The sequence below is a fragment of the Nocardia salmonicida genome (assembly GCF_036142455.1).
Lineage (GTDB): Bacteria > Actinomycetota > Actinomycetes > Mycobacteriales > Mycobacteriaceae > Nocardia > Nocardia salmonicida.
This window is the reverse complement of sequence record NZ_CP108014.1, coordinates 5,447,898-5,469,558: the sequence shown is the minus strand read 5'-3', so window position 1 is coordinate 5,469,558 and position 21,661 is coordinate 5,447,898. Positions and strand designations below refer to the sequence as shown.

The 21,661-nt window shown below is 66.3% G+C and carries 23 protein-coding genes and 1 pseudogene; 17 read left to right on the top strand and 7 right to left on the bottom strand.

Annotated elements, in window-relative coordinates; translation table 11 throughout:
- Positions 1-34: 34 nt before the first annotated feature.
- The gene (locus OHS03_RS25570; RefSeq protein WP_328657589.1) at positions 35-1,210 is read right to left on the bottom strand and encodes a lipase family protein; all 1,176 of its coding nucleotides are present in this window, start codon (positions 1,208-1,210) and stop codon (positions 35-37) included.
- Positions 1,211-1,397: 187 nt separating this feature from the next.
- On the opposite strand from OHS03_RS25570, the gene OHS03_RS25565 reads away from it, so the two are divergent.
- The 4 genes from OHS03_RS25565 to OHS03_RS25550 all read left to right on the top strand — a co-directional run bounded on the left by OHS03_RS25565 (position 1,398) and on the right by OHS03_RS25550 (position 3,800).
- Positions 1,398-2,291, top strand: a complete 894-nt coding sequence (locus OHS03_RS25565) for an ROK family protein (RefSeq protein ID WP_328657588.1) — start codon at positions 1,398-1,400, stop codon at positions 2,289-2,291.
- An 86-nt stretch (positions 2,292-2,377) separates the two neighbouring features.
- Positions 2,378-2,554: a KOW domain-containing RNA-binding protein gene (locus OHS03_RS25560; protein ID WP_228537169.1), complete on the top strand. Its 177-nt coding sequence runs from the start codon at positions 2,378-2,380 to the stop codon at positions 2,552-2,554.
- 27 nt (positions 2,555-2,581) lie between these two features.
- Complete coding sequence (locus tag OHS03_RS25555; protein ID WP_328657586.1) at positions 2,582-3,319, top strand: phosphoglyceromutase; 738 nt, start codon at positions 2,582-2,584, stop codon at positions 3,317-3,319.
- A gap of 133 nt (positions 3,320-3,452) precedes the next feature.
- Positions 3,453-3,800 (top strand): DoxX family protein, encoded by a 348-nt coding sequence (locus OHS03_RS25550; protein WP_328657585.1) that lies wholly within the window; start codon positions 3,453-3,455, stop codon positions 3,798-3,800.
- 43 nt (positions 3,801-3,843) lie between these two features.
- On the opposite strand, the gene OHS03_RS25545 is transcribed toward OHS03_RS25550, so the two are convergent.
- The 3 genes from OHS03_RS25545 to OHS03_RS25535 are packed head-to-tail and all read right to left on the bottom strand — an operon-like array spanning position 3,844 to position 7,206.
- Positions 3,844-4,422 (bottom strand): DUF3558 family protein, encoded by a 579-nt coding sequence (locus tag OHS03_RS25545; RefSeq protein ID WP_328657583.1) that lies wholly within the window; start codon positions 4,420-4,422, stop codon positions 3,844-3,846.
- Complete coding sequence (locus OHS03_RS25540) at positions 4,419-6,896, bottom strand: TPR repeat domain-containing protein (RefSeq protein ID WP_328657580.1); 2,478 nt, start codon at positions 6,894-6,896, stop codon at positions 4,419-4,421. Before OHS03_RS25540 ends, OHS03_RS25545 begins: the two co-directional genes overlap by 4 nt.
- Positions 6,889-7,206, bottom strand: a complete 318-nt coding sequence (locus tag OHS03_RS25535; RefSeq protein WP_328657579.1) for a hypothetical protein — start codon at positions 7,204-7,206, stop codon at positions 6,889-6,891. The genes OHS03_RS25540 and OHS03_RS25535 overlap by 8 nt, the downstream gene beginning before the upstream one ends.
- A gap of 366 nt (positions 7,207-7,572) precedes the next feature.
- Here OHS03_RS25535 and OHS03_RS25530 point away from each other — a divergent pair, with 366 nt between their 5' ends.
- Genes OHS03_RS25530 through OHS03_RS25515 form a run of 4 tightly spaced genes read left to right on the top strand, consistent with a single transcriptional unit; the run spans position 7,573 to position 10,622 of the window.
- Positions 7,573-7,935, top strand: coding sequence for a hypothetical protein (locus OHS03_RS25530; RefSeq protein ID WP_266293815.1), 363 nt, complete (start codon positions 7,573-7,575; stop codon positions 7,933-7,935).
- Position 7,936: 1 nt separating this feature from the next.
- The gene (locus OHS03_RS25525) at positions 7,937-8,566 is read left to right on the top strand and encodes a DUF3558 domain-containing protein (RefSeq protein WP_328657577.1); all 630 of its coding nucleotides are present in this window, start codon (positions 7,937-7,939) and stop codon (positions 8,564-8,566) included.
- Between the two features lie 2 nt (positions 8,567-8,568).
- Positions 8,569-9,921, top strand: a complete 1,353-nt coding sequence (locus tag OHS03_RS25520) for a hypothetical protein (protein WP_328657575.1) — start codon at positions 8,569-8,571, stop codon at positions 9,919-9,921.
- The gene (locus tag OHS03_RS25515; RefSeq protein ID WP_328657573.1) at positions 9,918-10,622 is read left to right on the top strand and encodes a hypothetical protein; all 705 of its coding nucleotides are present in this window, start codon (positions 9,918-9,920) and stop codon (positions 10,620-10,622) included. Before OHS03_RS25520 ends, OHS03_RS25515 begins: the two co-directional genes overlap by 4 nt.
- A gap of 92 nt (positions 10,623-10,714) precedes the next feature.
- Here the strand turns inward: OHS03_RS25515 and OHS03_RS25510 are convergent, their stop codons facing one another.
- Entirely contained in the window at positions 10,715-11,440 is a 726-nt protein-coding gene (locus OHS03_RS25510; protein WP_328657571.1) for an NADPH-dependent F420 reductase, read from the bottom strand.
- A 110-nt stretch (positions 11,441-11,550) separates the two neighbouring features.
- Here OHS03_RS25510 and OHS03_RS25505 point away from each other — a divergent pair, with 110 nt between their 5' ends.
- The 3 genes from OHS03_RS25505 (at position 11,551) to OHS03_RS25495 (ending at position 13,986) form a co-directional block, all read left to right on the top strand.
- Positions 11,551-11,931 (top strand): winged helix-turn-helix transcriptional regulator, encoded by a 381-nt coding sequence (locus OHS03_RS25505; RefSeq protein ID WP_328657569.1) that lies wholly within the window; start codon positions 11,551-11,553, stop codon positions 11,929-11,931.
- A 130-nt stretch (positions 11,932-12,061) separates the two neighbouring features.
- Positions 12,062-13,300, top strand: coding sequence for a sensor histidine kinase (locus OHS03_RS25500; RefSeq protein WP_328657567.1), 1,239 nt, complete (start codon positions 12,062-12,064; stop codon positions 13,298-13,300).
- Entirely contained in the window at positions 13,297-13,986 is a 690-nt protein-coding gene (locus OHS03_RS25495; protein WP_056814516.1) for a response regulator, read from the top strand. The genes OHS03_RS25500 and OHS03_RS25495 overlap by 4 nt, the downstream gene beginning before the upstream one ends.
- Before the next feature lie 71 nt (positions 13,987-14,057).
- Here the strand turns inward: OHS03_RS25495 and OHS03_RS25490 are convergent, their stop codons facing one another.
- Both OHS03_RS25490 and OHS03_RS25485 read right to left on the bottom strand, forming a co-directional pair.
- A complete protein-coding gene (locus OHS03_RS25490) occupies positions 14,058-14,387 on the bottom strand; it encodes a hypothetical protein (RefSeq protein ID WP_328657565.1) in 330 nt (109 codons plus the stop codon).
- A gap of 70 nt (positions 14,388-14,457) precedes the next feature.
- Positions 14,458-15,282 (bottom strand): DUF3109 family protein, encoded by an 825-nt coding sequence (locus tag OHS03_RS25485; protein WP_056816206.1) that lies wholly within the window; start codon positions 15,280-15,282, stop codon positions 14,458-14,460.
- 119 nt (positions 15,283-15,401) lie between these two features.
- On the opposite strand from OHS03_RS25485, the gene OHS03_RS25480 reads away from it, so the two are divergent.
- From OHS03_RS25480 to OHS03_RS25455, 6 genes and pseudogenes are all read left to right on the top strand, one after another.
- Positions 15,402-16,388, top strand: coding sequence for a Ppx/GppA family phosphatase (locus OHS03_RS25480; protein ID WP_328657563.1), 987 nt, complete (start codon positions 15,402-15,404; stop codon positions 16,386-16,388).
- A 1,841-nt stretch (positions 16,389-18,229) separates the two neighbouring features.
- Positions 18,230-18,448 (top strand): annotated as a pseudogene (locus tag OHS03_RS34740) (Rv0497 family membrane protein); the annotation flags it as partial.
- A 16-nt stretch (positions 18,449-18,464) separates the two neighbouring features.
- On the top strand, positions 18,465-19,349 hold the full coding sequence (locus OHS03_RS25470) for a sugar phosphate isomerase/epimerase family protein (RefSeq protein ID WP_328657560.1): 885 nt from the start codon (positions 18,465-18,467) through the stop codon (positions 19,347-19,349).
- A 168-nt stretch (positions 19,350-19,517) separates the two neighbouring features.
- Positions 19,518-20,384 carry a thioesterase family protein gene (locus OHS03_RS25465; protein ID WP_328657559.1) on the top strand — a complete coding sequence of 289 codons (867 nt, stop codon included), beginning with the start codon at positions 19,518-19,520 and terminating at the stop codon, positions 20,382-20,384.
- Positions 20,385-20,412: 28 nt separating this feature from the next.
- Positions 20,413-21,231, top strand: coding sequence for a pyrroline-5-carboxylate reductase (gene proC / locus OHS03_RS25460; RefSeq protein ID WP_056814499.1), 819 nt, complete (start codon positions 20,413-20,415; stop codon positions 21,229-21,231).
- Between the two features lie 144 nt (positions 21,232-21,375).
- A complete protein-coding gene (locus tag OHS03_RS25455; RefSeq protein WP_228537168.1) occupies positions 21,376-21,657 on the top strand; it encodes a helix-turn-helix domain-containing protein in 282 nt (93 codons plus the stop codon).
- Positions 21,658-21,661: the final 4 nt, after the last annotated feature.

Genomic DNA, 21,661 nt, shown 5'->3' with positions numbered 1-21,661 from the left:
ACAGGAGAGTTCCTGTCCGGCATCGTTTCTCAGCTCAGCAGTTGGTCGGGACCGGTTCGTTGCGGAAACGGGCCTCGACGTAGTTCCAGGCATCGGGGAAGCCCGCCACGGCGGCGGTCATGTGCTCGGAGATCTCGACGGTGTTCAGCTGCACCGGCGCACCCGCACCGCACCAGCGGGCGATGGTCTCGGCGACCGGCGCGTACGGGGTGAGGATGTCGTACTTGCCCTGCCAGATGTAGGTGGGTGCGGTCGGCGCGCCCTGGAAGTGCACGAGGCTGTTCTCGCGCAGGACCCCACGTGCCACCTGGCTGCCCAGCAGCTCCTTGGACGCCGCCATCTGGTCGGCATTGCGCAGGGCGCCGTGGAACAGCAGGAAGCGACGGCACGCGTCCTTGGTGAATTCCCGGAACCACAGACCGTTTTCGTTGAGCTGGTCCGACACCGGCACCTGATCGGGGTACTCGCGCTCGATACCCATCGCGGCGGCGAAGGCCAGGCCGAAGCCGGGGTGCGGCGCGAAACCCAGTGCGTCGGCCATCAACTCGAGGTCGGCGGGGATGCCACCGGACACCACGGCCGCGAGCTTCAGCTCCGGCGCGTAGGTGGGCTGTAGTGCGCCCGCCCACGCGGTGGCCATGCCGCCACCGGAGTAGCCGGCGATCGCGACCGGCGAGGAACCCACACCCAGCTCAGCGACCTTCTGCACGGCCCGCACGCTGTCGAGGGTGACCATGCCGCTGAGCTTGGCCGCACCGTAGGCCACCGTCGGGCCGAGGTAGTCGGGCACCGAGATCGCCCAGCCGCGCGCCAACGGCAGCATGGCGCCGGGCGCGTCCTGCAGTTCGCCGTTGAACAGCGACTGCGAGGGGTTGCAGCGGGTGCCGATGGAGTTGATCAGCGCCTGGTAGGACACCAGCGGCGGGTTCTTCACGCCGACCGGCAGCAACACCGTGGTGATGCCCATGATCGCGTTGCCCGCCGAGTTGGTGGACCGGAAGGCCACCTGGTGTCCTTCGGTGCCCGGGTACATCCAGGTGTCGATGTGGCGGGTCCGCACGACGTCGCCGGGTGCCAGCGCGCTGATGTCAGCCGGTGCGGTGAAGAACGGATCCGGATCCGGCGTCGGATAAAGCGGGTTCGCACCCGCAGGTGCGGCGAACAAGCCCACTGAGAGCAGACTCAACACCAATACAGCGATTTTCGACACAGCTTTCCTTCATCAACAGTAGTGCTGCCCAACGAAACGACCCGACCCGTGCAGAAGTATCTAACGAAAACCGGTGATCTGTACCGACCAGTAGTCAAAGTGTCGCGTGCCACACCTTGTGACGCTTCACATCAGCGATGGCCGTAACCGGCACTGGTCAGGCCCGATGCGGTAGGTAGGAGTGGTGATGGCGGTGCTTGCGCTCGATATCGGGGCGACGAAATTTGCCGCGGGAGTTGTGGACCCGCACTACGGCCTGCACGGAGTGCGCCGGGCGGCCGCCGCCTCGGCCGACCCGTGGGCGACCTGTCGGCAGCTTCTGGTCGCTGTGGCAGGTGACAACGAGGTGAGCGCGGTCGGGATCGGTTCGGCCGGACCGGTCGACGTGCCCGCCGGGGTGATCCGGCCGTTGAACCTCGCGGCGTGGCGGGACGGGTTCGCGATCGTCGAACAGGTACGGGCGCTGTTCCCGAATGCGGTGGTGCGGTTGGCGATCGACGGCGCGTGTCTGGTGCTGGCCGAGCATCGAGTCGGTGGGTTGCGTGGGGTGGACAACGGGTTGGCCCTGACGGTGTCGTCGGGGGTCGGTGGGGGGATCATCGCCGACGGGCGAGTCGTGGTGGGGCGCACGGGCAATGCCGGTCACCTCGGGCACATCGTGGTGCCCGGCGACGACACCGCTTGTCCCTGTGGGGGAGTCGGGTGCGTGGAGGCGGTGGCGAGCGGGATGTCGTCGGTGCGGTGGGCGCGTGCGCGAGGCTGGGTGGGCGGCAGCGGCGTCGAGCTCGCCGAGGACGCGCGTGGTGGTGAGCCGATCGCGCTCGCCGCCTTGGCTCGAGCGGGAACCGCCTTGGGGCAGGCGATCTCGTCGGCGGCCGCGCTGCTGGATGTGGACCGGGTGGTGATCAGCGGTGGGTTCGCGCATTCGGGGGAGCCGCTCTGGGGGCCGTTGCGGGCTGCCGTCACCAGGCATTCGCGGCTCGAGTTCATCGAGGAGCTGTCGGTGGAACTGTCGACGCTGAGCGAGGGGGCCACGCTCGTCGGTGCGGGGGTGCTCGCGGTCGAAGCAGACGAGAGCTGAGGCGGTGTGAGGACTCTTCGGTCCGACCGGCGATGCGCTCGGCGCGTTCGTTATGCCTGGTCGTCGGCGCGCGTAGCCTCGATGAGGTGGCTGCCGACTACGTGCCGGGCGATGTCGTCCATATTCCGGAGGGTCCGTTCCAAGGGGTGTGCGCCGTAGTGCGCGAAGTCGACTCGGTGGCGTCGCGATTACAGGTCGACGCGCTGGTCAAAGGTGGACCCTACGAGCTGAGCATCGGCTTCGACGAGGTGGAGTGGGCCTGACATCGTCGAAATGTCAGAATGACCCCTATGACCTACACCCTCGTGCTGCTGCGCCACGGCGAGAGCGAATGGAACGCCCTCAACCTGTTCACCGGCTGGGTGGACGTGCAACTCACCGACAAGGGCATCGCCGAGGGTAAACGGGCCGGAGAGCTGCTCAAAGAGGCAGGCATCCTGCCCGACATCGTCTACACCTCGCTGCTGCGTCGCGCGATCAGCACCGCCGACAACGCCCTCGGCACCGCCGACCGGCTGTGGATCCCGGTCGTGCGCGACTGGCGCCTCAACGAGCGCCACTACGGCGACCTGCAGGGCAAGAACAAGGAGCAGGTCCGCGAGCAGTACGGCCAGGAGCAGTTCATGCTGTGGCGTCGCAGCTACGACACCCCGCCGCCGCCGATCCAGCCCGACAACGAGTACAGCCAGGAAGGCGACCCGCGCTACACGGGCATCGAGGTCCCGAAGACCGAGTGCCTGCTCGACGTCGTCAAGCGGATGGTCCCGTACTGGGAAGACACCATCTCCAAGGAACTGCTGACCGGCAAGACCGTGCTGGTCGCCGCGCACGGCAACTCGCTGCGCGCGCTGGTCAAGCACCTCGACGGCATCTCCGATGAGGACATCTCCGGCCTGAACATCCCCACCGGTATCCCGCTGGTCTACGAGCTGGACGAGAACATGCGTCCGGTGAAGGCCGCCGAGTACCTGGACCCGGCCGCCGCTGCCGCCGGTGCCGCCGCTGTCGCCAATCAGGGCGGCAAGTAACTCCAACGCCTCGGCCCCACCCCGTTCGACGGTGTGGGGCCGTTGTGCTGTCCGGGGCGATGTCACACTCGCGTCGGCTGTGTCGTCACCTCGGTAGATCCGCGAAACGCGCGGTTGCCGAAGGAGTTACGCCATGTTCACCGCCTACGTCATCGTCACCGTCGTCGCCGCACTGTGGGTGGGGTTCTCGGCGTTCTCACTGCTGCGCCGGGCCCCGTTCGTAGTGGAGCCGCTGGTGGAATACGGCGTCCCGCAGACCTGGTGGACGCCACTGGGAATCGCCAAGGCCCTCGGGTCTGTGGGCCTGCTGGTCGGCCTGCTCGTACCGGTGATCGGGGTCATCGCCGCGATCGGGCTGATCCTGTACTTCGCTGGTGCGGTGGTGACAGTGCTCCGGGCGCGGTCGTACAAGACGGTGGCGTTCCCCGTGCTGTACCTGGTGCCGGTCGTTGTTGCTTCAGGGCTGGGCATCGTCGCGTGAGCGAGTGCGCGGAGCGCAGCGGGCCGCGAAGTTCGGGAGCGGGTCACCCGTGTGTTTCGATCATCCGTACGAGATCATCGCCCATCTCCATGGCTCTGCGGCAGGAATAGTCGTCATCGGGCAGCGGCAACACCCCATCGCTATAGAAGATGAACAGAGAGTCGCGAGCCAACTGGATTTGGATCGAGCAGACCGGCTTGCCGGCTTGGCCTGGTCTTTCCCGCCAGCTCAGCAGTTCGGCGGGACGTTCTGCGATCGTCACACTGCGCCTGGGCGGGTGTTGGAGTTCATCGGCTGAGCCGAGGCGAGCGTCGTTGAGTGCGATAGTGGTCCTGGAATATTTTGCTACGTTTGTTTCGAACTCACACCCCTGCGCATCCCGCAATGACATCATGGGTTCTTTCGCCACCGTGCCCGGAGTTTTCAAACCGTATTTCTCGATGAACCCGGTCGTAAGATCCTTGCAGGGGTCGAAGGCTACCGAAACAGATACCGTTGTCGTCGTGGGTTTCCCTCCTGGCTCATTGGAATTCAATGAGCAGCTCGCTGTCAGGATGCACGTAAATACCGCTGTGACTGCTGCGGCGCTATGCCATTTCGGTCGTTCTGTTGTTTGATTCACTTCCCACCTCCTGTCTTGCCGGTCACATATGCTTTCACTTCCGATGGATCTGATTTCAAATTAGTATTCAAAGCGATAGTATGTGCTTGCCCGTAGTCGGTGACATAATCTTGCAATCCGCGATCGGTCAGCGTCCGGTTCACGGCCGTCATTGCCGGTCCGGATATTTCTCCGACGTCAATGATGCGACCATTGGAATCGAGGTAGTCGATGCGGTTTCCGTTTGTATCGATGCCGAATGCGGGGAGGGTTCCCTCTTTCATCATTTCCTGGAGGATGATGCTTCGAACCTCGTTTTCCGAGCGTGTGGTCAGTGCATCGGAATTCGGTGGAACCACCCCTTCCTTCTCGGGTTCGGGGTTCCATTTCTCCATGGCCGCATTGTATCCTTCGTCCTTCAGGACTCCGAATACCTCGTTTCCGATCACTCCGGCAGGGGATTTCCCGGGAATTTCCAAATTGTCCAAAGTAAGGGACTTCACGATGTCCGCTGCCTGTTGACGGTTCTCGAACGTCTTGGTTTTTTCATCAAAGCTGGCCTGAGCGTTCTGCTCGTCCTGCCAAGTCAGGGCGTTGTTGATAGCATTCGTATAGCGGCCGTCGAGTTCGGCAAGATTCGGTGCGTTGGTTTCCAACCATGTGGCGGGGTTGTCGCCACCTTCGGCCAATGCTTCTCCAATCTTTGTTGACTCGTACTCTTGACGGCTCACCTCTAGCATGAGACGACCGCCTTCGGATTGCCCAGCCAGGAACAGCATGCGGTCTGCATCCGTCACCGAGAGCTCAGCCAAGCGTTTATCGTTTCCAGGCAGACCGGGGTCGTCCACCAGTCCACTCTCGAGCGCGTGGCCCGATATATAGGAATCGATGTTGTTGCCCATGATATGTGCCATGGAATCGGCGAGCTGCGGGTTGGCATTGAATGCGTCGACACTTCGGTTGAAGACAGTTTTGCCGTCCTCGTCCTTCAGTTCCGGGCGTTCGGATGCGGACCCGTCGGGTGCGTCGCCAGAGGGCGCGAAATATTCGGGAAGTGCTGCGAACGCCTCGTTCGCGCGCAAACCTTCCTCGCCGGGCTTCTTGGTGTCCTCGGCGATCCAGTCCAACAGTCCTGACGCGGCCTTGCCGTCATCGGCCCACTCGTTGCGGAAGATCGTATTCCGGAATTCTTCGGCGTCGTACGGGCGGTCGTTCTTGTACTCGGATCCGATATCGGGTGAGTCCGGCATACCGTTGCCGGTGAGCAGGGAATAGCTCACATCGTCGTTGCGGGTGGCGACTTCCAAGAAACTCTGTGCGCCCTCCTCCATCGTCACACGATCTTCTTCGCTGAAGCCGGGGGGCATGTGCTTCGCGTTGTTCGAGTCGATGTTGTCGAGGTAGGCCGTGATGCTTTCGCTCTGCTTACCGAGTTCGACGCCGAGCTGCTTGCCGGGTTGCATGCCTGGATCGGACTGGTTCAGGAGTTGGCTGAACTGGCCGAGTTCCTGATAGCGGTTGACCAGTTGGTTCTCGCCGTTGTAGGCACCGGTGAAGTCCTCGGCGCGACCGGAGACGAGGTTTTGGAGGTCGGGGGGCAGGTTCGAGTACGAGCCCTTGGATCCGTTGCTGGTGCCCACTTTCTCGTTGGTCATCGCGAGCACGGTGTTGGCGAGGTTGTTTCGTTGCGCGGCCGCGGTGGTGTCGCCGGCGGACTCTCGTGCCAGCAGCTGTTCGTTCAGGCCGAGGATGCCGTCTTTGCCCGCCGACTGGAGGAATGTCTTGTAGTAGTCCTGCGTGCTCTGGGGAAGGGTATTCACCTCGTTGCCCGCGGCCAGCTGGTCGATCTCGAATTGGGAGAGCGCCGGCTGCGGCATCTGCGCGAGGATTTCGTCGATCTTGGCCTTGTCATGGTTCTTGACCGCTTCGGCGAGCTCGGTACCGTCGTCCTTGCCGAAGCGCCCGGCCTGGGTATCGGCCGCGCTGACATCCAAACTGGAACCGAGCAGATCGCCTGCCGACCGAATCTCGGTGGCTTGGCCGGTGATGGCCTGCACTGCCTTGGTGACGGCGTCCTCGAACGGATACAGCGCGTTGTTGATCAACTGCTGGTGGTCGCGACGCACGTCGGCTTCGACGTTGTCGTAGTCCATCACCTTCCACACGTCGTCGATCGTCATCCCGAGACCCTGCGCGTCGGTCACTTTGCCCAGCAGCGTCGTGCGATGGGAAACGACGTTGTCGACTTGATCATTGATGACTGTGACGAGCTCGTCGACCTCCATGGCCAACTTCTGGACTTGGAGGTGATCGCCTGCCACGCGGTCATACGCCGCCAGGTAGGCCGCCCCGGCCCAACTGGCTTGCATGTCCCGCATGTGGGTCATCGTGGTATCGGCGCACACCATCAGCGCACCGCGCGCAGATGCGACCTGGGTACCCCACGTCTTGACGGCTTCGAGGTCCCATTTCTCGACAGCTGAACGCTTATGCATTGCGCACGTCCAGTTCGGACAGCTTCCGGTCGAACTCTTCGTCGGTCATCTGCAAGTTGTCGGCGCAGGTGGTGCACAGCGTGGACACCTGCTTGTAGCGCTCGGCCGCCCGCAAGAACGCGCCCTCGACAGCCAGTGCTGCCTGGGCGGCGGCTTCGGGAATCAAGAAGGTCGCGTCATTCGTGCCGTCCGGGAGCGCCGCATCCAACGAACTCGCGCCGGAACGGACGTCCAACGCGTCGATGCTCTCGCCCGCGTTGGTGAGTTTCACCGCGAGGGCACGTATTTGGTCGATGTCAGCCTTGAGCATTGCTCTCCAGTGTTCGAGATAGTTCGGCGGAAGTGATTCTTGTCGCTGGGCGGCTTCGCGGCCGTCAGCGGGTCCGTAGCGGCAGTTGGTGATTCGGATACCGTGCAAGCGTCGTCGCCACCTGTCCCCTCAGCATCTTTCGGTAGTACTCGCCTGATTAGACGCAACGAAGCAGCGTTCGGTTCCGTCCGATCTTCCAGATGCTCGACGATGTAGTGGGCGCCCAGGTATCGGCGGCGAAGGTCCTCGGCCTGTGACGTCTGTCGAATGAGCCGCAGGTCAGGGTGATGTATTCGGCGAGCTGTTCACCGTGGTCGAGTCGGCGCTAAAATGCCGGTCGACGCTTGATCTTGGGAGGGGAGCTCAGTGGCTATCGGAGGGGATGCTGCGGCGCAGCTGTGGAACGCGGCTTCGTCGGGGCAGTTGACGATGGAGCCGGATGCCGCTCGGGAGGTGGCTGGGGCGTATCTGCGGTTCGCGGCGGCGTGCGATGGGTGGCTCGAAGAGGCGGAGGTGCTGCGAGGCATCCACGGCTTCGGGTCGTTGGCATCAGCACAGCAACTGCAGGAAGGCTTCGCGAACAAGGCGATCGGAGCGAAACAAGTCCTCGGACAGATGGCGACAGCAGCGAGAGCTATGGCCGACGGATATCTGCGGGCCGCAGGAATACTCGCTGAAGCGGACCAGCTCAATGCGGCTGCATTGAGCGTGATAGCTGGGCAGGCATAACATGAAATCGCGAGTGATCCCCGGCTTGATTCTCGTTGCCCTGGCTGGGTCGGCGTGCAGTTCATCACCCGACACCGCGGGTCCCGAAGCGTCGGGATCAAGCAGTTCGGTTACGGAGACCCAGGCTGCACGGACGACGCTGACCGATGCGAAGCTGCAGCCGCCGTCACAGGACAACAAATACACGCAATCGAGTGTGCGACCGAAGGTGGTCTTCGATCCCTGCACCTGGATCGACGCTGCCGATATCGACGCGGTGGGCTTTCGCTCCGAGTCACGCAGGCGAGGTCCGGACTTGGTTGCTGAGTACACGTTCTTGACGTGCATCTTCCGCAACGCGGACAACACATTGTCTGTCAACGTGGACTCAGGAAACATCTCGTGGGACGAGAACCTGCAGAAGAACGGCGCCTGGCTGCAGGCGACGACTGTCAACGGCCGCCAAGCCGGCTTGGTGCGAGGCCAACCTGGGGGCGAAGACGCCTGTCAGGTGCACCTGCTGACGAAAGCCGGTGTCGTCATTGTCGGGACCTTGGTCCTGAGTCTTGGCAAGAACCAGAACCTCGACCCCTGCGCCAACATCATGGAAATCGCCTCGGCAGTAGAGAAATCCATCGGTAAGGAGAACTGACCATGGCGGACGGGGGAGGAACGCAAGTTCCGCTGACGGACATTCTGTCGACAACATTCGGGGTACCGCTCGTACCGACGGCCAACGGGAATCAGCAGCAGTCGGGTGCCGAGAAGCAGCAGAGCTCGCTCAGCCACGGGGGAACCGATCCGGCCTACATCCAGAGTGGGAGTTGGGAAGTCTTCGAGGGTCATTCGCACGAGGACATCTACAACGCCGTGCAGCAGATGCAGCCGGGTGTGATGCAGCAGTTCGGCGACAAGTGGGTCGCGATGTTCACGGAGATCTCCGGTGCGGTAACCGGGTTGATGCTGCAGACGGGGCGCGCGTCGTCGAGCCTGGACGGTGCGTTCGCGTCGGCGGGCGAAGCCGCCGGGCGGCGGTTCATCACCGAGGCGACGGATGTGTACACGGTGCTGTCCGCGGTCGGGCATCGGGTGAAGGCCGCGGCCTATGGTGCGGAGGCGGTGAAAGTGGCTGTGCCGGCACCGGTCTCCTCGACTGAGGGAACGAACGTGGGTACCTCGGTGCCTGCGAGCCTGACAGAGCTCGCGGTTCCTGATGGGGCGGCGGCGATCGCGCGCGAGAAGGAGAACCGGCGCCTGGAGGCGATCGCGGCGATGAACCAGACCTACAAGCCGACCTATGGTCCCGCGGGCGAGAACGTGCCGACCTTCGTCGCACCGACCCAGCCCGGCACCGTCGGCGCCAATGGACAGGGTGCCGGCGGCGGTGGGTCGAACAACGGTGGTACCACCAGCGGCGACGGTGGAAACAGCACTGACGCGGGGACTTCCGAGGACCCTGGCACCACCGAGGAGACCACCCAGCCCGGCACGACGACCGACGACGAGACAACAACAGCAGGCACGGATACCGAGGACAGCGGCACCGACGATTCTCAGGGGGAGGACAGTACGAACCCAGCGAGCACCACTCCTGCCTCGACCACGCCGGGCACCAACCCGTCCGGTGGGTCGCCGGGGTCAGGGTCGCCGGGGTCGGGATCGCCGGGTTCCGGATCGCCGGGGTCGGGATCGCCCGGTGGTTCGAACCTGGGCGGCAGCACGCCAGGCGCGCCCGTTGCCGGGCGCCCGACAGCCGGTGCCGTTCAAAGCCTCACGGCTGCTGGTGCTTCCGGTGCGGCCTCGGCCGGACGCGGGATGAGTCCGGGCATGATGGGTGCGCCCGGCGCGCGCGGCGGCGGCAAAGACGACGAGCAGGAACACCAGGCGCCCGACTATCTTCGCGGTGTCCAACCCGAGTTGCTCGGCGAGGAACGGCCGACAGTGCCCGAAGCTATCGGCGCGGACGCACCCGCGACCCGCCTCGCGGACCAAACGGGTGACTCGTGAGCTGGACTTTCACCGCCGACGAGTTCGCGCACGTGTGGCAGGGGGAGGTCGACGACGACCGGTACCCCTTCCCGCTCACGGTGTTCTCGGCAGCCGCCACCCAGGATCGGTACGAGGAGCTCGCACGGGCCGCGACACAGCGCTGGCCCACCGACGCCGACCCGGACCTGACCGCGGTACTGCGGCATGCGGCCAGACCCGAGACCTCTATGGCGGTGTTCGACGAGGCGGGACCCCGGCTGCGGGCTTACGGTGCGCGGTCAGGGGAGCGCGGCGTCGTGATCCGGCAGTACGACGACAACAGCGTCGAGGTGTTCTCGGGCAGCGCCACAATGGTGGCGCGGGCTTTCGCCACCTTCCTCGGCGAGCAGCCCGCCGGACGCGCGGGACATCTCGTCGAGGACGTCGACCGGCTGGCCGCGCACTTCGAATCCTGGCAGCGCCCAGCCGATTCCGTCGCCGCTCGCATGCACCGGCTGACCGCGGCCGACCGCGCCGCGTACGGACGCATCGAAGTCAGGGTCGGTTTGCATGCCGAACGACCGACGTCGCCGCGATATCTGACATGGCTCGATGTGGCGGACGACGGACGCTATCTCACCTACCAGCGGTACCGGGATCTGCACATCGAACCGGCGGACAAGCAACGTCTGATCGATGCGATCGAGGCCATCGTGAGCGCCGGTTCGCACGACGACTGAGTCCGAGGCCACGGCGACCTCGGGACCGCGGCGTAGTCGAGTCGTCGGCCCTGGCGCAACCGGAAGATCGGTAGCGCCAGGGCCTTCGGCATTCAGGCGTCGGCGACCGCGAAGGCCGCCGACAGCGGGGGCAGCATCGCGCGGGCGTCGAGGCCGCCGAACCAGAGGCCGACGGTGAAGACCGAGGTCGCCTCCAAGTACCTGGCCCGGTGCAAGCCGCCCGCGATAAATGGTTGCAGGGCAAGGTCTTCGGCGAGCCGGGCCACGGTCTGTACCGCCACCGGGTCGTCGCCGCAGATCGGGACGGCCAGACGCGCACCGTCGAAGACGCGGTCGGCGCCCGCCCATACCTCGGCGGCGAGCAGATTGAAAGCCTTGACCACGTGGGCGTTCGGTGCGTCCCAGGCGATGCGTTCCGCTACCGCTTCCTCGCTCAGGACGAACGCGGTCACTCCGTCGGGTGCGGATTCGTCGGGCATGAACGCGTTCGTGCAGTCGATCACGGTCTTTCCGGCCAGATCGGGGCCGTGCGCGGCGAGCAGTTCGGAGAGGGCGCTGACCGGCACCGCGAACAGCACTACATCGGCGAAGGCGATCGCCTCGCCGATCGTCGCCGCTCGCACGTCGACCGGCGCGGCAGCCGTTCCGCTCGCCCGGTCGGCCTCCGGTCCCGCGCCACGGATCGCGTTGATCTCGGCCGCGAGTGCTCCCGCCGCATCGGCCGAGCGGGCGCCGATCCGCACCTCGTGACCCGCCGCGGCCCAGCCGCCGCCCAATGTGGCCGCCATCGCGCCCGCACCGATGATTCCGATTCGCATGAGAACTCCTGTGATTGGCAGGTGCCGAGCTTGATCGCATCGACCACACTGACGCTAGAAAGACCGAAAGGCACCCGCAGGTGCCTTTCGGCGGTGGCACGCTGGTACCCATGACCACCGCTGAATCGGTGCAGTACCCGCCCTACGGTGCCTACGAGGCCGACTGTCCGGCGCGGCTGGCCGTGGACCTGTTCGCGAATTCGTGGCTGCCGGTGGTGGTGTACCTGCTGCGCGATGGTCCGCAACGTCACAGCGAACTTCTCGCGGGCGCGGGCGGGATCAGTCAGAAGATGCTCACCCAGACGTTGCGGCGCATGGAGAAGATGACGCTTGTACGCAGGCGTCGGTATGCCGAAGCGCCGCCGCGAGTCGAATACGAACTCACCGACGCTGGCCGCGATCTGCTCGGTCCGATTTATGCGCTCGGTGTATGGGTCGACCGGCACGGGCCTGCGGTGACCACCGCCATGTACGGCGAACCGCCGAACTGACACGCCCGGCGGAGCCTCAGGTGCCTGCCGGGTGAACGGCAAAAGAACGCCATACCAAGTGCCTGTGACCTGCGTGAAACTTCGCCGACCCGCCGACGTTATGTCGGTCCGCACTCGTACGATCAATCTTGTGAGTGTTCCGCAGGCAGTGCTGTTGGCAGTCCTCGCGGCTGTCGTCGGGCTGGCAGTCGGGGGCCTGCTGATCCCGTTCGTCAATGCCAGGCAAGCCGCCCGTACCCAGGAAGACACCGGGCTGACGATGTCGCAGGTGCTCGACCTGATCGTGCTCGCGTCCGAATCCGGCATCGCCGTTGTCGACGAATACCGCGATGTGGTGCTGGTGAATCCGCGCGCCGAGGAACTCGGGTTGGTCCGCAACCGGTTGCTCGACGAACGCGCGTGGGCGGCCGTGGAGAAGGTGCTGGCGACCGGTGAGTCCGCCGAATACGACCTCACCGCCAAGAACCCGCTACCCGGCCGCGGCCGGATCGCCGTGCGTGGCGTGGCCCGCAAACTCTCCCGCGAGGAGACCAGCTTCGTCGTGCTGTTCGCCGACGACGATTCCGAGCAGGCCCGCATGGAGGCCACCCGGCGCGATTTCGTCGCCAACGTGAGCCACGAACTCAAGACCCCCGTCGGCGCGATGAGCCTGCTGGCCGAGGCCATGCTGGAATCGGCCGACGATCCCGAAGCCGTGCGCCACTTCGGTTCCCGTGTGCTCGGCGAATCGCGGCGCCTGGGCAAGATGGTGACCGAGCTGATCGCGCTGTCGCGCTTGCAGGGCGCCGAGAAACTGCCCGATCTGGCCGTGGTCGATGTCGACACGGTGGTGCAGCAGGCGGTCGACCGCTCGCGCACCGCCGCCGAGGCCGCGGGCATCACCGTCAGCACCGACCGGCCGAGTGGGCTGGAAGTGCTCGGCGACGAAACGTTGCTGGTTACCGCGCTGTCGAATCTGGTGGAGAACGCGATCGCGTATTCGCCACAGGGTTCGCATGTGTCGGTGAGCCGGTCGCTGCGCGGCGATCATGTCGCGATGGCGGTCACCGATCGCGGCATCGGGATCGCCAAGGAAGATCAGGAACGGGTGTTCGAGCGGTTCTTCCGCTCCGACAAGGCCCGTTCCCGGTCGACCGGCGGCACCGGGCTCGGCCTGGCCATCGTGAAACACGTGGCGGCCAATCACAACGGTGAAATCACCCTGTGGAGCAAACTGGGCACCGGCTCGACGTTCACGCTGCGCATCCCCGCCCATCTGGAAACCGATGGTGACGAGGACGCGGAACAGACGCCGGAGCCCACCACGAGAGAAACCACCGTCCCGCGCACTCTCGCAGGACGAACGAACGGTGTGGAGGCACGCAGATGACGAGTGTGTTGATCGTCGAAGACGAGGATTCGCTGGCCGAGCCGCTGGCGTTCCTGCTTCGCAAGGAAGGCTTCGACGTCACCGTCGTCGGCGACGGTCCGTCCGCGCTGGCCGAATTCGACCGCTCCGGCGCCGATATCGTGCTGCTCGACCTGATGCTGCCCGGTATGAGCGGCACCGACGTGTGCAAGCAGTTGCGCACGCGCAGCGGCGTGCCGGTGATCATGGTGACCGCGCGCGACAGCGAGATCGACAAGGTGGTCGGACTGGAACTTGGCGCCGACGACTACGTCACCAAGCCGTACTCGGCGCGCGAGCTGATCGCGCGGATCCGGGCCGTGCTGCGCCGCGGCGCCGGTGACGAGCTGGACTCGGGCAGCGAGAACGGCGTGCTCGAGGCAGGACCGGTGCGGATGGATGTGGACCGGCACACCGTGCACGTCAACGGTGGTCAGGTCACCTTGCCGCTCAAGGAGTTCGACCTGCTCGAGTACCTGCTGCGCAACTCCGGTCGCGTGCTCACCCGTGGTCAGCTGATCGACCGGGTCTGGGGCGCCGATTACGTGGGCGACACCAAGACCCTCGACGTGCACGTCAAGCGACTGCGCTCGAAGATCGAAGCCGACCCGGCCAAGCCGGAACACCTCGTCACCGTGCGCGGACTGGGTTACAAGCTCGAAGCTTGATCTCGACTCCCCAACGAAAAGGTCCCGCCGGATTTCCGACGGGACCTTTCGTTCATGGTCGAGATGCCTGGCTACAGCACGCTCCACGCGGTGCCGAGGGGGGTGTCGATCTTCTTCAGGGAGACCACTTCGACGCCGTCGAACTGCTTGCAGTCGTAGATCGGCACGTCGGCGCCGTTGCCTCGGCAGCCGATGGGCGAGGAGGTGCCCTTCGTGCTGATGATGATGTATTTGCCGTTCTTGGCAGCGTCGATCGCCGCCGGGTCGTTGTAGTTCACGAAGTCGGCCGTGAAGTCCGCGTACGCGGCCGGATCACCGTTCGGTTCGGCATTGGCCAGGCCGGTCATGGAGAGGGTCGCGCCGATCGCGAGGGTCGCTGCGTAGATCGCTTTCTTGGACATGGACAGCTATCCAACCCGAGTTCGGTGACAGATGCACGACCTACAGATGAACCGAATGGTTACGAGGTTTTCACTCCGAGTGATTCGATCCGTGAGATCCGGGGTTCATCCGCTCGGCTTCCACCGTGGCCGGATGCACCGCGACCAGCCCGAGACCCTCGCGTCGGCGGCAGTGCCGGGAGAGTTCGTCGTAGGCGGGCGCACCGAGCAACTCACGCAGCTCCGGGCCGTAGGACTGCCAGACCGGCTTCGCGCCGACGTGGGCATCGGGGGAGCCGGTGCAGTACCAATCCAGATCCAGGCCGCCGGGACCCCAGCCGCGCCGGTCGTATTCGGTGACCACGGTGCGCAGGATCTGCACGCCGTCGGGGCGTTCCACCCAATCCTGGGTCCGCCGGATCGGCAGCTGCCAGCACACGTCCGGCTTCACTTCCAGGGGTTCGATCCCTTTGCGCACCGCCATGATGTGCAGCGCGCAACCGGGGCCCGCGGCGAAACCGGGCCGGTTGAGGAAGATGCAGGCGCCGTCGAAGCGGCGGGTGCGCAAGGCCGGTTCGTCCTCGAGTTCGTCGAGTTCGAGGTAACCCTTCTTGACGACTTTGCCGTGCTCGGTGGCCTCGCCCATCAGCTGCCAGTCCTCGGGTGTGAGCATCTTCACAGCACCGTTGAGGCGCTTGCGGTCGTCCTTGTCGGCGAGGAACGCGCCGTGCGAGCAGCAGCCGTCGTCGGGCCGTTCGGCGATGATGCCCTGGCAGGCGGGTGTGCCGAACACACACGTCCAGCGCGACAGCAGCCACGTCAGATCGGCGACGATCTGGTGCTCGTCGTTTGCTGGGTCGGTGAACTCGATCCACTCCCGTGGGAAATCGAGCTCGACTTCCGGGGCAGGATCGATCTTTCGCCCAGGTCGTAGCCCGGTCTCCGCGGTGCCAGCTGCGCCTTCGGTCACAGCTGCTGACGCTAACAGTTCAGTCGCCTGGCCTGTGGTACCGGATCACCAAGTACCGTATTCGTGTGCGGCTTGGTGTTCTCGATGTCGGAAGCAATACCGTCCACCTGCTCGTGGTGGACGCCCATCGTGGTGGCCACCCGATGCCGATGAGCTCGTCGAAGTCGGCGTTGCGCCTGTCGGAGAGCATGGACTCGATGGGCCGGATCACCGAAGAGGGCGAGGCCCGACTGGTCGCGACCATCCTCGAGTTCGCCGATCTGGCACGCAATTCCAAATGCGTCGAACTGATGCCGTTCGCCACCTCCGCCCTGCGTGAGGCGACCAATTCCGAGGAAGTACTCACTCGCGTGCGGTCCATGACCGGGGTCGATCTGCAGGTGCTCACCGGTGCGGACGAGGCCCGCCTGACCTTCCTCGCGGTGCGCCGCTGGTTCGGCTGGAGCGCGGGGCGGATCATCAATCTCGACATCGGCGGCGGCTCGCTCGAGCTGTCCAACGGCGGCGACGAAGAACCCGATGTGGCGCTGTCGCTGCAACTCGGCGCGGGCAGGCTCACCAGGGAGTGGCTGCGCGACGACCCGCCGGGCAAGCGCAAGATCGCGGTCCTGCGCGACTGGCTCGACTCCGAACTGGTGGTCCCGTCCAAGACCCTCGTCGAGGCAGGCAAACCCGACCTGGCTGTCGGTACCTCGAAGACATTCCGTTCGCTGGCCCGGTTGACCGGCGCGGCACCCTCGGCCGCCGGCCCTCGGGTGCGACGTACACTGACCAGCTCCGGTCTGCGCCAGCTGATCGCGTTCATCTCTCGGATGACCGCCTCGGACCGCGCGGAACTGGAGGGCGTGAGTTCGGACCGGTCCCAGCAATTGGTGGCCGGAGCATTGGTCGCGGAGGCGAGTATGCGGGCGTTATCGCTCGACAGCATCGAAATCTGCCCATGGGCGCTGCGCGAAGGCCTTATCTTGCGCAAACTGGACTCCGAGCCCAACGGAGGTGGACCGGCCGCGGTGCCGCCGGTCACGCCGGTCGCGGAAGTGGAGTCGGCATGAGCAGTGAGGATTCGAAGCAGCTATCGGTCGCCGAGCTGCTGGCTCGCAATGCCGCGCAGGGGGCCGCGCCCGCTGCTTCCGGCGGCGGCGGTGGACGACGACGGCGCAGTGGTCGCGGGCTCTCGGTCAATGATCTGACCGGCGAGAACGCGGCGGTGAAGCCGAATTCGCACGCTGCGCCCGCCCCTCCCGCGCCGGAACCCCCGCCCGCCTATGTCCCCGCGCCGACCTACGCACCCGAACCCGCGCCGACATACGAGCCGCCCGCGAGTTATCAGCCCGCCCCCTACCCGCCGCCCGGCCCGGCCGAACCGGCCTTCTCTCCGATGTCGGGCCCGATCGCCCGATTCGATCCCGACGCGGGGTACTCAGCGCCCGATCCACTCGGTCTCGGCGAACAGCGACCGTCGTCGGATCCATTCGGTCCGTTCCGCGCCGAAGCCCGCGACACCGGCTCTCGCGCGGGCCGTGGTCCGGGTCGGCTCGGCGTGCCGGGCGGGCCCGCGCAGCCGGTCGATCCCGGTATCGCCGAGATGTTCGGCTCCGGTGCGCTGCCCGCTGTCGGTGGCGGCAGACGGCATCGGCCGGACGAGTCCGACGCCGCCCCGTATCCCGAGCCGCCGACGCCGCCCCCGGTGACCGGTGGGCGGGCGGCGCGCAGGCGGGCCGCCGAAGCCGCGGAGGAGGCCAACGAGCCGAGCCCGCCCCCTGGCCGCCCGTCGTTCGACGCGCCGCTGTACGAGGCGGGCATCGACGCGCCGCAGGCATTCATGGGTCGTCCGGGGCAGTCCCGCGGACTGGACGATCTCGCCGATCTCGGCCCCGGTTTCGACAGCCGTTCCGGATCGGGCTTCGACGAGCGTCGGGGCGCCGGATCCTTCGACGGCCGACCCGCGTCGGGGTTCAACGGTCGACCGGGCGAGTCGTTCGACGGCCGACCCGCGTCCGGGTTCAACGGTCGACCGGGCGAGTCGTTCGATCCGCAGCCTGGCGCCGACAGTTGGCCGGGCCCTGAGCCCGCCAGAGGTTTCAACGGGCCGGGCCGCAACGACCCGACGCCGGGTTTCAACGGGCAGCCCCCGGTACCCGGGTTCAACGGGTTTCCGCCGCCGAATGCCGAGGCCACGCAGGCCTACAACCTGGCGCCGGGTGTCGAGACCCCACCGGCACGCGGTGCGGATCAGCGCCCGTCGCTGGATCGCAGGCGGGGGGAGCCGAAGTCCGGTGGGCTGCCGTCGTGGTCTGCGCGCAGGCATCGTCCGGACAAGGCAGCGCCCGCCCCGGAGAGCGGTGGTTTCCCGACGGCCGCGTGGTCGCCGGTCAGCCAGGAGCAGCCGCTGGTGTCCGGGCAGTCGGTGGCCGGTGACCTGCTGCGGCAGCGGGCCGATCGCGGCGACGCCGACGCGCACACCGAGATCGTGTATCGGGTCGGCGCGGACCAGGCCGACGACGACGATACCGACGACTACGCCGAGTCCGATTACGTCGATCGCGATTACGTCGATAACGACTACTCCGAATCCGATTACGACGACGCGCCTTTCGACGATGACGACGACTACGACGACGACTACGAACCGAAGCCGACCAGGGCGAGCAGGCGCGCCGCGACCAAAGCGGCCGCTGCGAAGGTGGCAGACCGGGCCAGGTCGAAGGTCGCGAGCCGAGCCAAATCGAAGACCACGGGCCGCGCCGACTCGCGGACCGCGAGCCGGATGGCAGGCAATCGCGCCGGCGGTGCGGTAGCCAGCCGAGCCGCCCGCGTTTCGGCGATGGCGCGCGGCAACGGCGACGACACCAACCGTCGCCAGTGGATGATCCTCGGCGCGCAGAGCGCGGGCGCGGCAGTCGCCGGAATGTTGCTGTTCAAGGGTTTCGAGACGATGTGGGAAACGCTGCCGTGGGTGGCGCTGGCCTTGGCGATGGTGGTGATCCTCGGTCTCGTGGCGCTGGTTCGCGTCCTGCGTCGCACCGACGACATCTTCAGCACGGTGATCGCCGTCGTCGTCGGCGTCTTCGTGACGCTGGGACCGCTAGCCTTTCTCCTCAGTACCAGCTGAATACAGGGAGTGGGCTGTGGGGAACGCACGAGCGGACATCGCGATCGGCCTGTCGACGGCCTCGGTATATCCGGAGAACACGCAGGCGGCGTTCCGTTATGCCGCCGAATTGGGTTACGACGGTGTGGAATTGATGGTGTGGGCCGAGCCGGCCAGCCAGGACATCGCCACCGTGCAGTCCTACGCCAAGCGCTACGGCGTGCCGGTGCTCGCCGTGCACGCGCCGTGTCTGCTGATCTCCCAACGGGTGTGGGGCGCCGACCCGGTAGCCAAGCTGGAACGCAGCGTGCGCACCGCGGAAGCGCTCGGCGCCGACACCGTGGTGGTGCACCCGCCGTTTCGCTGGCAGCGTCGCTACGCCAGGGGATTCGCCGATCAGGTCGGTGAGCTGGAGGCGCATCACCCGGTCAAGGTCGCGGTGGAGAACATGTTCCCGATGCGGGCCGACACCCTGTTCCGCGACGGCGCGGTGCGCAGGCTGGAACGGCGCGCGGGCCCCGGACGCGCGGTGAGCGCGTTCAGCCCCTCCTACGATCCGACCGACACCGGCTTCGACCACTACACCCTCGACCTCTCGCACACCGCGACCGCGGGCACCGATGCGCTCGAGCTGGCGCGCCGGATGGGCGACGGCCTGATCCACCTGCACCTGGCCGACGGGCGCGGCGCCGCGCACGACGAACACCTGGTGCCCGGCGACGGCACCCAGCCGTGCGCGCAACTGTGTGAACACCTGGTACACACCGGTTTCCGTGGCCACGCGGTCGCCGAGATCAACACCCAGAACGCGCGAACCACCGCCGAACGCTCCGTGCAACTGGCGCGCACTCTCGAGTTCGCGCGCCGTCACCTCACCGGTGCGACGCCGGACCCTCAGCCGCGCCACGCCGACCTGCCATGACCGTGGTGCGGCGGGGACATCGTCTCACCGCCTGGACGTGGCCGTGATCGCGCGGAGCGGCCCGCCTGTACCGACATCGCCGTGTCCGCGTACGCAGCGCGGAATAGTTGCGGCCGCAGCGTGCTTGTACGCTGTACGAATTGTAGTGCCCCCCGACCAGGAGTGACGATGACGCGAGAACTCGCGACCGACGCGCCGTTCAGCCAGGTTCTCGACCTGACCGAGCTCACCACCACCGATGCCGAGACCGGCCGCTACGCCGGCGTCATCGCACCCACCTGGACCATCGGCCCCAAGGTGCACGGCGGCACCATGGTCGCGGCCACCGCCGCCGCGGCGACCCGCTGGCTCACCGAGGCCGACGAATCACTGGCCCAGATGGCGCCCATCGCGGGCAGTACCGACTTCCTCGGCGCCCCCGATCCCGGCGAGGTCGAATACGCGGTACACATCCGGAAGAAGGGCCGCCAGATCTGCCTGGCCGACGTCGACCTGATCCAGAACGGCCGCATCCTCGTCCGGACCGCGTTCACCTTCGGCCACCTCGACTCCGCGCAGACTCGCTGGACGGGTCCCGACACCGACATGCCCGCCGAGCCGGGCGATCAGGCCTTCCAGTACACCCCCGATTCGCCGATGGGCAAGATCGTGCACGTGAGCCAGGGCGCCCACATGGTGATCGATCCGACCTGGGGCGAATTCCTGCGCGGCGAGACCGGCCCGCCTCGGTTGCGGTTGTGGATCCGTCCGTTCGACGGCGACGAAGCCGATCCGCGGGCGCGCGCCGCCTTCGCGATGATGGCCGCCGACATCAGCCCGCCCGTCCCGATGAACCTGGGCCACTTCGGCTGGTCGCCGACCGTCCAGATGACCACCTATCTGCGCCGCGTCCCCGCGCCCGGTTGGCTACGCGTGGTCGCGACCGCCCGTGAGGTCGGTGAGCGGATGTTCGACGAGGACCACCTGGTCATCGACTCCACCGGCGCCGTTGTCGCCCAGAGTCGCCAGCTGGCCCTGATCCCGGCGGCACGCTGAGGCCACCGGGCCAACTAACCTTGTTCTCATGACGAGAATTGCGGTGGTCGGTGGCGGTCGGATCGGTGAGGCGCTGGTGGCCGGATTGTTGGAATCCGGCAGGGCGATCAAGGATCTGGTTGTTGTCGAGCCGGTCGCCGCGCGCGCCGCGCAGCTGGCCGAGCGGTTCAAGGTGCGGGTGAGCGGTTCGGTCGCCGACGCCGTCGAGGGCGCCGACATCGTGGTCATCGCGGTGAAGCCCGGCGTGGTCGACTCGGTGCTCACCGACCTGTCCAAGGCCGATCTCGAAAACGGTCGCGATCAGGTGCTCGTCTCGCTGGCCGCCGGGATCTCCACTGCCCGGCTCGAGTCGAAACTGCCCGCCGGTTTCCCGGTGGTGCGGGTGATGTCGAACACCCCGATGCTGGTCGGGCAGGGGATGAGTGTGCAATCGCCCGGTCGCTACGCCAAGCCCGAGCAGCTAGAGCAGGTCGGCGAGATGCTCGAAGCCGTCGGCAAAGTGGTGACGGTGCCCGAGGCGCAGATGGACGCGGTCACCGCGGTATCCGGTTCGGGACCGGCGTATTTCTTCCTCGTCGTCGAGGCGATGATCGATGCCGGTGTCGGCCTCGGTCTCACCCGCGAGGTGTCCAGCGAACTGGTCGTGCAGACCATGATCGGCGCGGCGGCGCTGCTGGACGAAACCGGGCAGAGCGCGGCCGAACTGCGGGCCGCGGTCACCTCACCCGGCGGCACCACCGCCGCGGCGCTGCGCGAGCTGGAGCGTGGCGCGCTGCGCTCGACCTTCACCGAAGCGCTACACGCGGCGAAGCGGCGGTCGGCCGAACAGGGCGCAACGAACGAGTGACGATCGGGTACCCGGTTCGAGAACCGATTTCTCACACCCGTCGCAGTAATCCCACTGGTCCCGCTAAGCTCGTAGAAGCACGTGCGTGTCTGTTCCGCTGGTGGGGAAGCCGGCGGCGCGGGCGTGCCGGAGGTCAATGGTGCCATGATGTCTGCGAACAGAATGTCAAGTAATCCATCGGCGTCGGGCGGTGGTTCGGGTTCGCCCGCTCCACGGGTCGGCGCCACCCCGCAAACGGTGATCGGCGGTGGCACTCAGTTTCTCACCGTCGCCGAAGTCGCCGATCTCATGCGGGTGTCGAAAATGACGGTGTACCGGCTCGTGCACTCGGGTGAACTGCCCGCGGTGCGTGTCGGGCGCTCGTTCCGAGTGCACGCGAAGGCGGTGCACGACTACCTGGAGACGTCGTACTTCGACGCCGGATGACGTA

Excerpts from the sequence above, each read along its gene's own strand:
- OHS03_RS25555 (WP_328657586.1), top strand. The coding sequence starts at position 2,582 with ATGACCTACACCCTCGTGCTGCTGCGCCACGGCGAGAGCGAATGGAAC.
- OHS03_RS25495 (WP_056814516.1), top strand. The coding sequence starts at position 13,297 with ATGACGAGTGTGTTGATCGTCGAAGACGAGGATTCGCTGGCCGAGCCG.
- OHS03_RS25520 (WP_328657575.1), top strand. The coding sequence starts at position 8,569 with ATGGCGGACGGGGGAGGAACGCAAGTTCCGCTGACGGACATTCTGTCG.
- OHS03_RS25550 (WP_328657585.1), top strand. The coding sequence starts at position 3,453 with ATGTTCACCGCCTACGTCATCGTCACCGTCGTCGCCGCACTGTGGGTG.
- OHS03_RS25540 (WP_328657580.1), bottom strand. The coding sequence starts at position 6,896 with ATGCATAAGCGTTCAGCTGTCGAGAAATGGGACCTCGAAGCCGTCAAG.
- proC (WP_056814499.1), top strand. The coding sequence starts at position 20,413 with ATGACGAGAATTGCGGTGGTCGGTGGCGGTCGGATCGGTGAGGCGCTG.
- OHS03_RS25535 (WP_328657579.1), bottom strand. The coding sequence starts at position 7,206 with ATGCTCAAGGCTGACATCGACCAAATACGTGCCCTCGCGGTGAAACTC.
- OHS03_RS25525 (WP_328657577.1), top strand. The coding sequence starts at position 7,937 with ATGAAATCGCGAGTGATCCCCGGCTTGATTCTCGTTGCCCTGGCTGGG.
- OHS03_RS25565 (WP_328657588.1), top strand. The coding sequence starts at position 1,398 with ATGGCGGTGCTTGCGCTCGATATCGGGGCGACGAAATTTGCCGCGGGA.
- OHS03_RS25465 (WP_328657559.1), top strand. The coding sequence starts at position 19,518 with ATGACGCGAGAACTCGCGACCGACGCGCCGTTCAGCCAGGTTCTCGAC.
- OHS03_RS25455 (WP_228537168.1), top strand. The coding sequence starts at position 21,376 with ATGATGTCTGCGAACAGAATGTCAAGTAATCCATCGGCGTCGGGCGGT.
- OHS03_RS25505 (WP_328657569.1), top strand. The coding sequence starts at position 11,551 with ATGACCACCGCTGAATCGGTGCAGTACCCGCCCTACGGTGCCTACGAG.
- OHS03_RS25490 (WP_328657565.1), bottom strand. The coding sequence starts at position 14,387 with ATGTCCAAGAAAGCGATCTACGCAGCGACCCTCGCGATCGGCGCGACC.
- OHS03_RS25510 (WP_328657571.1), bottom strand. The coding sequence starts at position 11,440 with ATGCGAATCGGAATCATCGGTGCGGGCGCGATGGCGGCCACATTGGGC.